This window comes from Spongiivirga citrea (assembly GCF_010671565.1).
GTDB lineage: Bacteria > Bacteroidota > Bacteroidia > Flavobacteriales > Flavobacteriaceae > Spongiivirga > Spongiivirga citrea.
The window spans coordinates 337,512-351,568 of sequence record NZ_JAABOQ010000001.1; the positions used below are offsets into that span (position 1 = coordinate 337,512).

General features: G+C 35.5%; 12 protein-coding genes. 2 read left to right on the forward strand and 10 right to left on the reverse strand.

What is annotated here, in order from left to right; genetic code table 11:
* Positions 1 to 116 precede the first annotated feature (116 nt).
* Together GWK10_RS01495 and dinB are read right to left on the reverse strand one after the other, a co-directional pair.
* Positions 117 to 3,137: a DNA polymerase III subunit alpha gene (locus GWK10_RS01495; RefSeq protein WP_164029126.1), complete on the reverse strand. Its 3,021-nt coding sequence runs from the start codon at positions 3,135 to 3,137 to the stop codon at positions 117 to 119.
* Between the two features lie 2 nt (positions 3,138 to 3,139).
* Entirely contained in the window at positions 3,140 to 4,360 is a 1,221-nt protein-coding gene (gene dinB / locus GWK10_RS01500; protein WP_164029127.1) for a DNA polymerase IV, read from the reverse strand.
* Between the two features lie 227 nt (positions 4,361 to 4,587).
* Here dinB and GWK10_RS01505 point away from each other — a divergent pair, with 227 nt between their 5' ends.
* Complete coding sequence (locus GWK10_RS01505; protein WP_164029128.1) at positions 4,588 to 5,268, forward strand: hypothetical protein; 681 nt, start codon at positions 4,588 to 4,590, stop codon at positions 5,266 to 5,268.
* A gap of 165 nt (positions 5,269 to 5,433) precedes the next feature.
* Here the strand turns inward: GWK10_RS01505 and GWK10_RS01510 are convergent, their stop codons facing one another.
* From GWK10_RS01510 to GWK10_RS01525, 4 genes are read right to left on the reverse strand one after another with little or no spacing between them, the layout of a single operon-like run.
* Positions 5,434 to 6,309 carry a sterol desaturase family protein gene (locus GWK10_RS01510; protein ID WP_164029129.1) on the reverse strand — a complete coding sequence of 292 codons (876 nt, stop codon included), beginning with the start codon at positions 6,307 to 6,309 and terminating at the stop codon, positions 5,434 to 5,436.
* A 3-nt stretch (positions 6,310 to 6,312) separates the two neighbouring features.
* Positions 6,313 to 7,263 carry a sulfurtransferase gene (locus GWK10_RS01515; RefSeq protein ID WP_164029130.1) on the reverse strand — a complete coding sequence of 317 codons (951 nt, stop codon included), beginning with the start codon at positions 7,261 to 7,263 and terminating at the stop codon, positions 6,313 to 6,315.
* Entirely contained in the window at positions 7,247 to 7,747 is a 501-nt protein-coding gene (locus GWK10_RS01520; protein WP_164029131.1) for a monoheme cytochrome C, read from the reverse strand. The genes GWK10_RS01515 and GWK10_RS01520 overlap by 17 nt, the downstream gene beginning before the upstream one ends.
* A complete protein-coding gene (locus GWK10_RS01525; RefSeq protein WP_164029132.1) occupies positions 7,747 to 8,967 on the reverse strand; it encodes a sulfite oxidase in 1,221 nt (406 codons plus the stop codon). Before GWK10_RS01525 ends, GWK10_RS01520 begins: the two co-directional genes overlap by 1 nt.
* Positions 8,968 to 9,264: 297 nt before the next feature.
* Between GWK10_RS01525 and GWK10_RS01530 the strand changes: the two genes are divergently transcribed.
* A complete protein-coding gene (locus GWK10_RS01530) occupies positions 9,265 to 10,593 on the forward strand; it encodes an OmpP1/FadL family transporter (RefSeq protein ID WP_164029133.1) in 1,329 nt (442 codons plus the stop codon).
* A gap of 293 nt (positions 10,594 to 10,886) precedes the next feature.
* On the opposite strand, the gene GWK10_RS01535 is transcribed toward GWK10_RS01530, so the two are convergent.
* From GWK10_RS01535 to GWK10_RS01550, 4 genes are all read right to left on the reverse strand, one after another.
* Positions 10,887 to 11,363, reverse strand: coding sequence for a DsrE/DsrF/DrsH-like family protein (locus GWK10_RS01535; RefSeq protein ID WP_164029134.1), 477 nt, complete (start codon positions 11,361 to 11,363; stop codon positions 10,887 to 10,889).
* 48 nt (positions 11,364 to 11,411) lie between these two features.
* On the reverse strand, positions 11,412 to 11,720 hold the full coding sequence (locus tag GWK10_RS01540; protein ID WP_164029135.1) for a TusE/DsrC/DsvC family sulfur relay protein: 309 nt from the start codon (positions 11,718 to 11,720) through the stop codon (positions 11,412 to 11,414).
* A 24-nt stretch (positions 11,721 to 11,744) separates the two neighbouring features.
* Positions 11,745 to 12,992, reverse strand: coding sequence for a type III sulfide quinone reductase, selenoprotein subtype (gene sqr / locus GWK10_RS01545; protein WP_164029542.1), 1,248 nt, complete (start codon positions 12,990 to 12,992; stop codon positions 11,745 to 11,747).
* Positions 12,993 to 13,495: 503 nt separating this feature from the next.
* Positions 13,496 to 13,954, reverse strand: coding sequence for a COG2426 family protein (locus GWK10_RS01550; RefSeq protein ID WP_164029136.1), 459 nt, complete (start codon positions 13,952 to 13,954; stop codon positions 13,496 to 13,498).
* Positions 13,955 to 14,057 lie beyond the last annotated feature (103 nt).

The following is a 14,057-nucleotide window of genomic DNA, read 5'->3' on the forward strand; positions in this document are numbered from 1 at the left end:
TATATCATGATTTTGATCATGTCCATTACATATAAATAATTTACAGCTCAAATGCGGCGCGAAAGCCTTAAATCCATTGATGATGGACTACTATGTATTGTATTGAAAAGTTATTCCTACCGCAACAACCCAAAAGACTTTGGCTCACTTGGCAATTCTTTACGATTATATGTAGTGTCAAATCTAGGATCTGATATATAAGGCATTCGTTCTTGTTTTATCACTTCAATAGTTAAAAAATCAAACTCCGACACTACTTTTCCGGTAATTCGATAAATGCCCTTTCCTCTAAAAGGGTATTTTTTTGCTACAGGCGGGAAATGTACGGTATCTAACCACTGCCCTTTTTGATCGAAAAAAGTACCAAAAAACATCCGGTCCCCTTTTGAAGTACTCGTATTTTTTGCAGTTACTAAATACCCATAAATTACAACCACCTTGTTTAAATAAGTAGCTAGCTGACTACATAACAATCCATTACTAGGTGGATCTTTAAGCAGAATAAATGGGTTATACAGCGTGAAATTTAACAGCTCAAGCTGATCAAATGCGTTTTCTAAATTGGTGATGGTGAATTCGGGTAAAGCAAAATTTTTAGTATGCAGCTTAAAGAGTTGTTGCTGCAATTCGTTTATCACTATATGGTTGCACTTAAAATGTGCTTCCCATAATAGGCTTCGTTTATCTTTCCCAAAACATCTAAACGCATTAATACGAATTAAGATATCTAACTGCTCTATACTCATCGGGACACGCTCCATAAAATCATCTAAAGAAACAAATAAACCATCGCATCTTATGTTCATAATCTTGAGCATATTCCGCTTTTCAAAGCCCTGTAAGTGCTGAAATCCTAAATAGATTTCTTTTCCTTTAATAATAGTTTCAATACAACTGGTGTTAATACAAGGAGCGTGAATGGTCGCTTTTTTCATTCGAGCTTCATGTACATAGGTTTCTACTCGATAAAAGCCGCCACCATTATTAATAGTCGCCACCATATACTCCAGCGGATAATAGCATTTTAAAAATAAACTTTGATACGATTCTACCGCATACGAAGCCGAATGTCCCTTTGCAAATGCATAGCCTGCAAAACTTTCAATTTGCCTCCATACTTCAAAAATCACCTCATCTGTCTCTCCCTTTACACGGCAATTATCTATAAATTTATTTTTTACAGCCTGAAACTCCTCACGGGATCTATACTTACCACTCATTCCCCTTCGCAATACGTCAGCTTCTCCTAAATCGAGTCCAGCATAATGGTGTGCTACTTTAATCACGTCTTCCTGGTATACCATAACACCGTAAGTATCTGGCATAATATCCCATAATACTGGATGGGCTTGCTTGCGTCTTTCAGGATTTTTATGCCTTAGAATGTACTCACGCATCATTCCGCTTTTGGCAACTCCAGGCCTGATAATTGAACTAGCAGCCACCAATGTCAAATAATCACGCACTCCCAATTTTTTAAGTAGCATACGCATGGCAGGCGACTCGACATAAAAGCAACCTATACAATCGGCTCGTTCAATCATTGCATTAATATTACTATCTACAAAAAAAGGTTTTGCATTGTGAATATTAGGAAGCTTAGCTGTCGGTTGATTTTCCCTTACAATGGTAATTGCATCTTTAATTTTTCCTAAACCTCGCTGACCTAAAATATCGAACTTATAGAGCCCTACATCCTCAGCAATATGCATATCAAATTGTACCGTAGGAAAGCCTTTAGGAGGGAGATGTGTAGCAGAAAAATAGTGAATCGGTTTTTCTGAAATAAGAATTCCTGCCGCATGTATGCTTAAATAATTTGGTCTGCCATGTAGATACTTTGCATACTGAAGCACTAATTTTGAAAGCTTATCTAGCTGATTAGGGTTGTACCGACCATCACTTAACTTATCAATTTCATGTTTAGGCAAACCAAAAACTTTACCGAGTTCCCGTACAGCACCACTATGTTTAAATGTTACATAAGCACCTAGCAAAGCAGCTTGTCCCTTTTGACCAAATTCTTCAAAAATAAATCGGGTGACATCTTCACGATCCCAGGTAGAAAAATCAATATCAAAATCGGGCGGATTTGCGCGATACAAATTCATGAATCGCTCAAAATACAAGTCGAGTTCAATCGGGTCGACATCGGTGATTTCTAACAAATAAGCAACAATACTATTAGCTCCACTGCCCCGACCAACATAATAGTAGTCATTAGACTTTGCGTACTGAATAATCTTCCAATTAATTAAAAAGAAACTTACAAATCGCTGTTGTTTAATAAGCGAAAGCTCTTTATCTAAACGACGACGTATTGCATCGGTAATTAGATCGTATCGTTTTGGAAGTCCTAATTTGCATAGTGCAACTAATTTTTCATAATCAGCATTAGTAGTACCAAAAACGGTTTTTAGATTTTGATTATCACGACTTTTTGAAAAGTTAAATTCAATACTGCATTGTTCTACCAATCGATTGGTGTTAGTTATAATATAAGGATAATCGCTAAACGTATTTTCTACTATTTCTCTGCTATGCATGATATGTTCTGGCTTAGCTTGCTGTGATTCTGGTAATTTACTTAGTAACATATTAGCATCTATAGCACGTAAAAGTCGATGTGTATTATAATCACGTTTATTGCGAAACGTAACTGGATGTAGTATGACAAGCTTATCTGTAAATTCACGCAGCTTAGAAAACCGTAATTTATTAATATCAGCAAGTCCGATACCTATAAACTCATTTGTTGAAAATGATGTTTTTTCCAGTGCTAAAACACGTTCAAACGGATAAATAATGAAGCTATCTTTAAACTTTGGAGCATAATCAGGAAAGGGTTGTTGCTTGTGCAAATGAGCTGAAAGAAATTCATTCAGTTCTAAAAAGCCTTCATTGCTTTTAGCAAGACATACATAGTATTGTTCAATATTATTCCGGAAATCAATCCCTACAATAGGCTTTATATTGTAAGAAGCTGCCTTTCTCACAAAATTCAAGCATGCCGAAGTATTGTTGATATCAGTTATCGGAAAATACTCACATTCATTTTCCTGAGCCATTGCTAACAATTCAACCTCTGATATGGTACCATATCGTAAACTATAATATGAATGATTATTTAAATACATATTTACTGCGTTCTATGTGCTAAAACTATAGGTGGTTCTCCATTAAAAGGATTTGTGAAATTACCTACAGTACGCGCTCCTTCACCCATGGTTACAGCTCGCATAACACTTCGGTCCCCATACCGAATGCGAATAGCATCCATCGCTTTATATAGATTTACCGTTTTCTTTTCATCATCAAACAAACTAATTTGATAAGTACCTGATGTCAAACTGCTATATCGAACACCTACTAGCCGTATTAGCAGTCTTCTGTTGTATAAACTTTCAAAAAGCCGCATCACTACTGGTAATAAATGATGATCGGCAGAGGTATATGGTATTTTTAGTTGTTTTGAATAGGTTTGAAAATCGGAATATCTAATTTTAACTGTCACGCATGAGCTTAGCTTACCTCCACGCCGCAATTGAAAGGCAAGATTTTCGGCCATTGCAATAATGGTAGTCTTTAGCTTTGTTATATCAGTAGTATCTTGACCATAGGTACGCTCGCTAGATATTGATTTGCGTTCATGGTATTCTATAATAGGACTATTGTCTATTCCGTTAGCGCGTTGCCAAATTACTCGGCCATTTTTGCCAAAAACAGATAGCATCATTTCAACTGGCATTTGCTGTACAGTATTCACGTTTTTAATACCCATATTGCAAAAAGTGCGGTAAGTTTTTTCACCAACCATCGGTATTTTTTTTATTGAAAGTGGACTCAAAAACGCTTTTTCATACCCAGTATCAATTTTTAGTTGATTATTAGGTTTAGCCTCGTTTGTAGCGACTTTAGATACCGTTTTATTAATTGAAAGTCCGAATGAAATGGGTAATCCTGATTCGTGAATGATCTTTCGACGCAACTCTGAAGCGAACTTATAGCATCCAAAAAAACGGTCCATACCTGTCAGGTCAGCATAAAATTCATCAACACTTGATTTTTCTAAGACTGGAACTTCACTCTGCAAAATTTCAGTGACCTGTTTAGAAAACTTGGTATACGTTCCCGCATTACCTCTTATATATATGGCATTAGGACAGAGCTGCCTTGCCATTTTCATGGGCATTCCTGAGTGCACACCATATGCTCTTGTTTCATAGCTTGCAGCACTCACCACTCCTCTATCTCCAGTGCCTCCAACAATTACAGGCTTGTTATTTAGTCTACTATCTAAAAGGCGCTCACAAGACACAAAAAAGGTATCAAGATCAAGGTGCAAAATGGTTCTATTCATACAATAGTGGAAATTTTCCAAATTTATGGAATATTTCCATATAACAAAAAATATATCATGTCAAAAAAAATCCCAGAAAACAAAAGAGAGTAGAGATTTAGTAGTGATTAATACATTTTGATATACAGCATCAAAATGCGCTTGTGCCTGTCTCTTTCTGAAAAATGACCCTCGTCATTTTGCAAAATAATACTTATACATACTTTAGAACCTTATACTAAAAAGTCATGAAAAAAGATTTTGAAACAACATTTACAGGCTGGACCTTTATTACTGCCGCAGTATTGTTATGGGGTGGTTGGTTTTTATCACCACATCATGTAGGTGAATATTTAGTTGCTTCCGATTTTGCCGCAATTGGCGACCAACTTTGGTATTGGATATGGATGTATCGCATACATATTTTTGGATGGGTTACAATGGCAATAGCACTCTTTGCTTTAGTATCGATTACGCTAAAAAAACCGTATAGAGTTTTAATATTGCCGGGAGCTGGAATGGTCATAGCGGGCACCCTTACCCTTGCGATTGCCAGCGCATTTTATTATAACTTTGGTGCTTGGGGTGTTGGTCAGACAATGAATAAATCTGTGGTAGAGGTTCAAGAATTTATGAACAATATTTTGTACACCAATCAGTATGTAACTTGTTTTGTACGTTTTGGACGTGTTTTTTCTGGAGTGGGTCTGGTTTTATTGGGGCTAGGTTTAGTAAAATGGAATATGGTTGCCGCTTGGTTAAGTTGGTTTACCGTTTTATTAGGACTTGCCGCCATGGCAATAGTCATGGGTATTCCGGATAACTTTGAAATCTACAAACCAATTTTTCATATCAAAGCTATTTGGTTAGTATCGATGGGTATATTCATCGTACGTAGAGGAATACATTTTTCAAAGTTAACAGCTTGAAAAAATTACATGATCTCTTTAAATTTGAAAATTGCTTAAAAACTAAAATCGCCTGTAAAGAATTTCATCTCAAAGTTTCAGTAAACATGTTTGTTATTCTAACTATAAAAAAGGCGACGCTTTTACTACTATAGTATCGCCTTTTTAATTTATAACAACTACTTATTATTTTCGAGATTTTCCGAAACCATAAATTTCTTGATGTAAAAAGTCTTGAGGAAAATCTTCATCTCCAGGAAATCCCAACTCAATGGTGCCACTGTCTTCTGGAATATAATTTGTTTTAAAAATATAATCCCAAAGACTTAAGCTAATTCCGAAATTAACCCCGTATGAACCTTTAGGAAGTACGTAGCTATGATGATATAAATGCATAACTGGATTATTGAAAAGATACTTTAAAGGCCCCCAAGTAATTTTTATATTGGCGTGGTTAAGATGTCCAATAGCCACAGCTGCAAAATGTATTATATATGCCTGTTCTGGCTCAAACCCTCCTAAAATCATTACACCAAATACCTTTAAGGGTTTATATAAAATATTTTCCATCCAGTGATAGCGAAGATGCGCAGCAAAGCCCATTTCCTTTACTGAATGGTGTACTTTATGAAATTTCCATAAAAAAGAATACTTATGTAGCAATACATGAGTAAACCATTGCACAAAATCTAGTACTATAAAAAACAGCAGTAATTGCAGCCACATAGGCATTGTGCTAATATCTATAACTGCAAGACTTTTTGCAGTAAGCCCAAAATCCATGAACAAAATTTCTAACATCTTATAAAAACCACTAATCATAATAGAAAAAATAAAAAAGTTGAAATACATATAAAAAGCATCCAACCAAAAATCTTTTCTAAATATAGACTGTTCTTTTCTCCAAGGAAACGCAATCTCTAAACCCCAAACAATTAAAGAAATAACCGTAAGACCCCAAACATAGTTTGTGTACCATGGAACCTCAAACAAAATAGACTTCCAAGTCCATTGTAAGCTTCCCATAAAAGAATTCCAAAAAGCTTCTATATATTTTTCCATAATTTATTTATTTACTATTGTTATACTATCTTTTTCAAATGGCAACGTATTAAACTGACTCCATTCTGTCCAGCTGCCATCGTAATTTCTTACATTTTTATAACCTAATATTTCTTTTAAAACAAAAGTGGTATGTGCAGACCGAACACCTGTATGGCAGTATACAATAATCGTATCATTTTTAGATGCATTCATTTTACCATATATTACTTCTAATTCAGCCTTTGTTTTAAACTTTTTTGTCCCATGATAGTCAATTGCGTTTGCCCAGTCAATATGAATACTTTTGGGGATTCTTCCTGCTTTAACCGCCCCCTTTTTTCTTCTTTTACCAGTAAACTCCTCGCTACTACGAGTATCGAGCACAATAATATTATTTGTTGAATTTAAGAGTCCTAAAAGCTCATCATAGCTTATCCATATATTTAAATTTTCATTGTGTGGAAAAGCGAACATTGAAGGCTCTATATTAGTCATTTGGTGACTTGTATCTCCATCAGCATTTTTCCACGCATCAAACCCACCGTTTAGTAGTTGGACTGATTCAAAACCATAATATTTTAATAACCACCACAATCTTGCAGCATCACTTGATCCCTTATTATCATAAACTACAATCGTATCGTCATCACGTATACCCAATTTGCTAAAAAGTGACTCAATGTGCTCTTTTTTTGCCATCATACCACCATATGCATAGGTAGCATCTTCGATATCCGTTCGCCAAATATTAAGAGCTCCTTTTATATGATTTATTTTATACTCCTCTTTTTTTCTAAAATCGACTATAACTAGGTTTTCATTTCTTTGAATTTTAAGAAGTTCTTCTGCTTCTATAATGCGCTTAAGACCTTTGTTGCTTGTTGCTTTTTCTGGTGAACCATCTACCCTATTCTTACAAGAAACAATTGTAATGAAGCATAAAATGATTTTTATACTATTCTTGAAGCTCATACCAATCAATATTTGACAATAGTTCTCTTCTTCCCTTTTTCTTTACTGGGTAGTTAGCTACCAGATAGTTGACTATAATTTCTTCATTTTTACCAAGATCCCATAAATTTTGAGTCTCTTGCATCCATCTAATAGTCGCTACCCAACGTTCTTTATTCATTCTATTTTGAGTAACCAATTTAGCTGAGTGACAGTTAGTGCAATTATTGACTACTTCCATTAATCCCTCGCCTTCTATAAGACCAGTACGAATATGTATCCCATTTTCTATTTTATCAAAATCTTCTTCACTAAGTTGAACCTCATTATCTTGATATACCAGAATATCTTCGTCAGCAGATGGAACTGATTTAAAGGCGGAAAGCGTTGGATCAACCATAAAATAGACCAGCATACCAATCATAATACCAAAAACTACAAGTATTACGGACATTAACCGAGACACCTCCCTAATCGCTTTTCTAATGTTTTCTGAATTATCCATTAGCTCACTTTAATCGCAATTCGGTGACATGCATTATTTAAATATCCTTTCGGATTCCAACCCGGCAAGAGCATTGGTTGTGCTATACCTTGCTCATCTGTAGCGCGGGCCCATACTTCGTAATAGCCTTTTTTTGGGAAAGCTATACTCGCTGAAAAATGCTGCCATGCTAAACGGTTTGCAGGTTTATTCAATGTACACGATTTCCATGTAGATCCAAAATCTATCGAGTATTCCATTTTTGAAACTTCTAGTTCACCCGCCCAGGCATGTCCCCTAATATTCAGCTTTTTTCCTTCTTTTAGAACAGCCCCGGATTTCGGGTATGTAATTAACGACTTAACTGGCATTGATTCTATAATACACATGTCTTCGTCTTTTACCTTTTCACCAGGAGCCACAGGGTTACATGGAACACGATAAGCTGTTCCAGTCATTTTTGCACCATCATGAACTTTATTACGCACGCTAATACCATTTATCCATTTACCAGAAACCGAAGCAGGCCAACCTCCAGCAACTAATCGCAGTGGATAACCATGTGCTAGCGGAATATCTTTTCCATTCATTTTGAATGCTAACAATGTTTCTTCTTGCATGACCTTTGCCATTGGCGCGCCTCTTGAAATTGGTTCTTTGCTAGGGTTTCTGCTCAAATGAACATCGGCCGCGTGATATCCAATGTAAACCGCATCATCTTTTATTCCTACATCGGCCAGCACATCTCGAAGCCGTACACCTGTCCATGTGGCACAAGACACAGCACCAATAGTCCACTGATTTCCCTTGGCTGGTGGATCGAATTCACTACGCCCATTACCGCCACATTCTAAAGTAAGCTGATAGGTGTGTTGTGTAAATTTTGATTTTAGCTCTGCAAGAGTAAATGTTTTCTTTTGTTTTACAGATTCTCCTTCAATAGTCAAGGTCCAATTTTTCTCATCAATATCTTCTGGTATAAGACCATTGTTTCTGATGAACATATACTTATTGGGGGTGATTTTATCATCTAGCAAGTGTGCTTGTGCTTCGATATTCCATGGCTTGTCATTAAGAACCACCATATCCCTGTCTTTGTCGAACATTTTAAACGGATCAGGATCTTGCAGCGCCAATGGTTTATAACCATCGGGCATAGACGACCCAAACACTATTTCTGTGCCAATAATAGCACCCATCGAGCCTAACATGGCATTCTTGACAAATTTTCTTCTTTTCATAAGTGTTATTTAGAAAATAAAATCGTACTAAGCTAATTCTTTTTCGAAAGTCCTTTTGTAACAAATGTTACTATTTAAAATTAAATACTTTATAATTTGTTCAAACAAAACAACAATCTCTCTGGTACTCATTATTATATATTGAAACTATAACTATAATCCTTTCTGAACAATGATTATAATCATTTTAACGTAGGTGCATATAAGATACTTTAGCTCGAGTAAACATCATATTTTCGATATATAAAACATAGTAATAAGACTTTGTTTTATGTTCAAATATTAAACTATCCGATTATGAAAAATTACTTTTTAAATTTTTGCTTACTACTTTTCTCTACCCTAGTATTTTCCCAGGCTGGTCATATAATGCAGGGCGTAGGATCTGTAAATATGTCTATGGGAGGCGCTGCTACAGCACAGCCTTTAGATATTTCAGGAGCTTTGCACTGGAATCCCGCAACAATATCAGCTTTTAACGGAAGTATTCTGAAATTTGATATAGGGTTCTTCTCTTCCTCTCCTGAATTGAGTTCGACAGTACCAGAATTTGACATTAACGGACAACCAACTGGCAATTTTTTCAATGGGGTAACAGAAGATGACAGAGGTATCTCACCATTGCCTGCACTCGCATTTGTATGGGGTAAAGAAGATAGTAAACATACATTTGGTGCTTCGGCTTTTGGAATTAGTGGCTTTGGAGTGACTTTTCCTGAAAGTACCACAAACCCGATAAATCTACCACAAGGTCAGGGCGGTTTTGGAAGAATAGAATCTGATTATATTCTATTACAAGTTGGTTTTGCTTGGGCCTATGACATATCAGATCAATTTTCTATTGGTGTGCAGCCCACGATAAACTATGCAACTTTAGAACTTATTCCGAACCCTACTGCCAATCCAAATCAATCAGGGTATCCATCAACCGATAAAGCAACTGCAATTGGTTTTGGTGGTCAGGTTGGTGTATTTTTTAACTCTGAATCTGGATTTAAAGCTGGAGCATCTTATAAAACCACTCAGTCTTTTAGTGATTTTGATCTCGACAATACTTATTTAGATGGTTCAACCGCTACTAATGAATTTAATATGGATTATCCTGCTATTTTGTCATTCGGTCTTGGGTATTCTCTAGGAAATATTGATCTCGCCGTTGATTATCGACTTGTAGATTATGAAAATACAGACGGATTTTCGGAAACAGGTTGGACACCGACAGCGGCAGTATCGGGCTTTGGTTGGGAAAACATCAACATAATATCCGCCGGTATTCAGTATAAAGGGATCGATAAATTACCCATAAGAGCTGGCTACACCTATAGTTCAAATCCAATTAACAGTGATGTAGCATTTTTTAATATCCCTGCAACAGCAATCATTAAAAATGCCTTTCAACTAGGTTTCACATATAAGGCTAGTGACGCATTTTCATTTGATGCCGTTTACCATTATGGATCTAGCGGAGATGCTACTACTGGACCAGTTTTAAATCCACAATTCATACAAAATTTTCCACCCTACGGTGCTATTCCTGATAGTGAGGTGTCTTATGACATGACCACTTCAATGATCATGATTGGTGCAAGCTACACCTTTGGTAAATCAAAAAACAATAATAACTAACACCGTATTTTTTAAAGTTTTAGTAGGAAGTGATATACGTTGTGTATCACTTCTTACTTTAGGGCTATTAGGTTCTGTATTACCGAGTTTTTCTAACAATACAGATCTATAAAATGGTATATTTCTTTCAATACCGTTGTCTTTCTAGATTTCAAAAAGCTTGAAGTAGATGGAATGACAAATGATGGATTTGAAAAATCAAAAATCTAATGCAGCAATAACTCATCTGATCTTTCTATTAAAAGTAAAAACCCCGTTAAAACGGGGTTTTTCTTCTAATAAACGCTATGGTACTAAATAAATAATAGATGGGTATCTTCGCGATCAGCTCTATTATAAAAGTCTCCTATAGTCAAAATCCCATCAAGCTCATCAATTAAATCCTCTTTTTCTAAATGAAACATATCAATTGCGAGTTTACAACCCCATAATTTGCATCCCGAGTCTGATAATATTTCTATAAACTCATTAACAGGAGGCATATCTAGTTTCTCCATTTCTCTCTTCATCATTTTAGTGGCCAGTGCCTCAACACCTGGCAAACCACCTAACATTGTCGGCATATGCATAGCCGGATTTCCTACTGTTGCTACACGTAGGTGTTCTAGCTTTTTTTTCTGGATAGCTTCCAATCCGAAAAATGTAAAAAATATCTCCGATTCAATACCCTCCATTCGAGCACCATTTGCCATGATAAAAGCAGCATACACATTTTCTATGGTAGCTTTTGATAAGATGAAAAGCATTTTTTTGACTTTAGTATCGCTCATAATTTAATAGTTAAATGTTCTTAATTTCTTAGCTGTTTTCGATAAAACTTATATGCAGCTCTTAGGCTTTGGAATACCCGCTATCTTGGTACATTTTTTTAAAGGACCTCCTGGAAACAAACCGTAAAACTCTTTAATATTGATAACACCACTTTTTTTGATGCCTCTAATTGATAAAGCCACTTCATTTTTGTACTGATTATGGATGTAATCAATAACCTCCCAGTGTCTATCAGACATATCAATATTTTCTTCTTTAGCGATTTCTTCTCCTATTTCTTTTGTCCATTGGCTGAAATCAGTTAAATAGCCTTCTTCATTTACAGAAATTGTTGCTTGTGCTATAGTTTTGTTCATTTTTATTGAATTTTAAAATTATTATTACGTGTTTACTTCTTCTAATTGCTTGCCTTTGGTACTCATCGTTGCAGAAACAAATGGTATGTGTATACCTTTTATCAACATATTCCAGTAAATCCATCTGAAGGCCATTTTTCCCATATGGTTCGTTCTGCTTTCTTTTAATAGTTGCAAAGGCCCTACACCAGGAAAGGGAAATGTACCTTCAACAGGTTCATGGGTGTAATTAAAATCTATTAAGAGTGCTTTTCCTCCTCCTGTTTCTATAAAACAATTGGCATGTCCATCGAATTCTTCTTTCAAAGGCTCACCATTAATATGCCTCATTATATTATCGGTCAAAATTTCTGCCTCAAAATGAGCCACAGATCCCGCTTTAGAGGCAGGTAAGTCAGTAGCATCACCAATAGCAAAAATATTTTCATAGTCTTTGGTCTGTAAGGTAGCTTTGTTGGTAGGTACAAAGTTTAGGTCATCGCCCATACCAGATCGTTCTAGCAAGGCATCCCCCATATTGGTAGGTACCGTTACTAATAAATCGTACTCGACTTCGGTATCAGCATAATCAATAATCTTGTTGTTTTCAAAGTCAACACGTTCAATATTAAAATCGGTGACCTCCTTTATATTTTTTTCTTCTAATAGATAATGAAGTGCTTTGGTTGCTTTTGGTTTTGTAAATGCTCCATCTAAAGGAGTAACAAAAGTGATATCAACCTTCTCCCTTATTCCTTTATTCTTGAAGTAGGAATCAGCCAAAAAAGCAAATTCTAGTGGCGCTACTGGACACTTAATTGGCATTTCCGAAATATGCACTACCAATTTACCACCTTCCCAATCGCGCAATTTATCACGCAATGCTTTGGCGCCTTCGTATGTATAAAAATCAAAGATATTTTTATACCATTTAGGGCTTTTCATGCCATCAATCTCTTCAGGTGCAATCTTTGTGCCTGTTGCAACAATCAAAATATCATAAGTCAACTCTCCAACCTCTTCAAGGATTACCTTATTTTTTTCTGGTACAATCAACTCAATTTTTTCTTGAATGTATCGAACGCCCTTAGGTATAAACTTTTTTCCGTTTTTCTTTACTTGTTTCGTCGTATAAATGTCAAAAGGAAGAAATAAAAACCCAGGTTGGTAATAGTGTGTTTTATATTGATCGATTATGGTAATTTTCCACTCACTTTTAGGCAACTTTTTAATGAGATGGTTTGCCATCATAGTTCCTGAAGTTCCTGCTCCTAATATGACTAAATTTTTCATCATTCTTGAATTTATTGATCCCTCTTTTATGTGAATAAAGGTATTTTACAAGTCGCTAATCATCTATGACAATTATCATATGACTAAAAAAGTTGTGTAACATTAGTCACACAACTAGCTGTTTTTTAACGAGTTGAGATAAGAAGAATAGCAGAATTAGGTTTTTTAACCGATTGATCTTAAATGCTATAAGAACCTAATCTTCATTTTTAAATAGTACCTTAAACCGTGGTCTTTTTAAAATATTTTTCTTTGATTTTTTTGGTACTGACCGTTAATATAACATAGAGTAGTATGTAAGGGTAAGGCAAAGGAATTTCAGGTACGCTCTGTTTCTGTAATTAGGATAGTCGTAACATCTAATGAGCAACTTTAAAAAATGTCTCTGACTATTTGAGTTATTACTTCAAGGTCTTGGTTGAGATCAATTTGTTACTATGGGTCTTTACAAAATGATAATTTATGGAAGATTCCGCGAAAAAATTTATCTAAAAAATAGGCAGTTAAAAACTAGCTCCCATACTTAAAAAAGTAGTGATCCAAATAATAATAGAAGATACTGATATACCGACACTATTTGCCAAGAAGGCTTTACTCCTATCCATGCTAAACAAATAAGCGGCAATACTACCAGCATATACCCCAGTACCAGGAAGCGGAATCATTACAAAGAAGGTGAGTCCTAAGAAACCGTATTTTCTGATTTTATCACCAGAGCCTGATTTAGCCCTTCTTGCGACAAAAATAGCTGGCCTTTTATACCAACGAAATCGAAGTAGATATCGATTAATATTATCTAGGAAAAACATCATGATAGGAAACACCAAGATGTTGGCTGCTAAACAAATAAAAAATATCACATAAATATTTGCACCGTTGAGCATACCGTAAGGGATACCAACCTTGGCTTCACCAAAAGGCGAAATACTCCATAAAAACGATATGACGATATCTTCCAGCAATCCTTTTCTTTTAGGACTGGCAAAGATAGACTGTGTTCTACTTACTTATTGCATAGAAAGTCATAAATAAACATTAAATATCGTCTATTAACCGCTTTTAAGT

What these genes read in the sequence shown, in the direction of transcription:
- GWK10_RS01495 (WP_164029126.1), bottom strand. Translation starts at nt 3,137, where the DNA reads ATGTATTTAAATAATCATTCATATTATAGTTTACGATATGGTACCATA.
- dinB (WP_164029127.1), bottom strand. Translation starts at nt 4,360, where the DNA reads ATGAATAGAACCATTTTGCACCTTGATCTTGATACCTTTTTTGTGTCT.
- GWK10_RS01505 (WP_164029128.1), top strand. Translation starts at nt 4,588, where the DNA reads ATGAAAAAAGATTTTGAAACAACATTTACAGGCTGGACCTTTATTACT.
- GWK10_RS01510 (WP_164029129.1), bottom strand. Translation starts at nt 6,309, where the DNA reads ATGGAAAAATATATAGAAGCTTTTTGGAATTCTTTTATGGGAAGCTTA.
- GWK10_RS01515 (WP_164029130.1), bottom strand. Translation starts at nt 7,263, where the DNA reads ATGAGCTTCAAGAATAGTATAAAAATCATTTTATGCTTCATTACAATT.
- GWK10_RS01520 (WP_164029131.1), bottom strand. Translation starts at nt 7,747, where the DNA reads ATGGATAATTCAGAAAACATTAGAAAAGCGATTAGGGAGGTGTCTCGG.
- GWK10_RS01525 (WP_164029132.1), bottom strand. Translation starts at nt 8,967, where the DNA reads ATGAAAAGAAGAAAATTTGTCAAGAATGCCATGTTAGGCTCGATGGGT.
- GWK10_RS01530 (WP_164029133.1), top strand. Translation starts at nt 9,265, where the DNA reads ATGAAAAATTACTTTTTAAATTTTTGCTTACTACTTTTCTCTACCCTA.
- GWK10_RS01535 (WP_164029134.1), bottom strand. Translation starts at nt 11,363, where the DNA reads ATGAGCGATACTAAAGTCAAAAAAATGCTTTTCATCTTATCAAAAGCT.
- GWK10_RS01540 (WP_164029135.1), bottom strand. Translation starts at nt 11,720, where the DNA reads ATGAACAAAACTATAGCACAAGCAACAATTTCTGTAAATGAAGAAGGC.
- sqr (WP_164029542.1), bottom strand. Translation starts at nt 12,992, where the DNA reads ATGAAAAATTTAGTCATATTAGGAGCAGGAACTTCAGGAACTATGATG.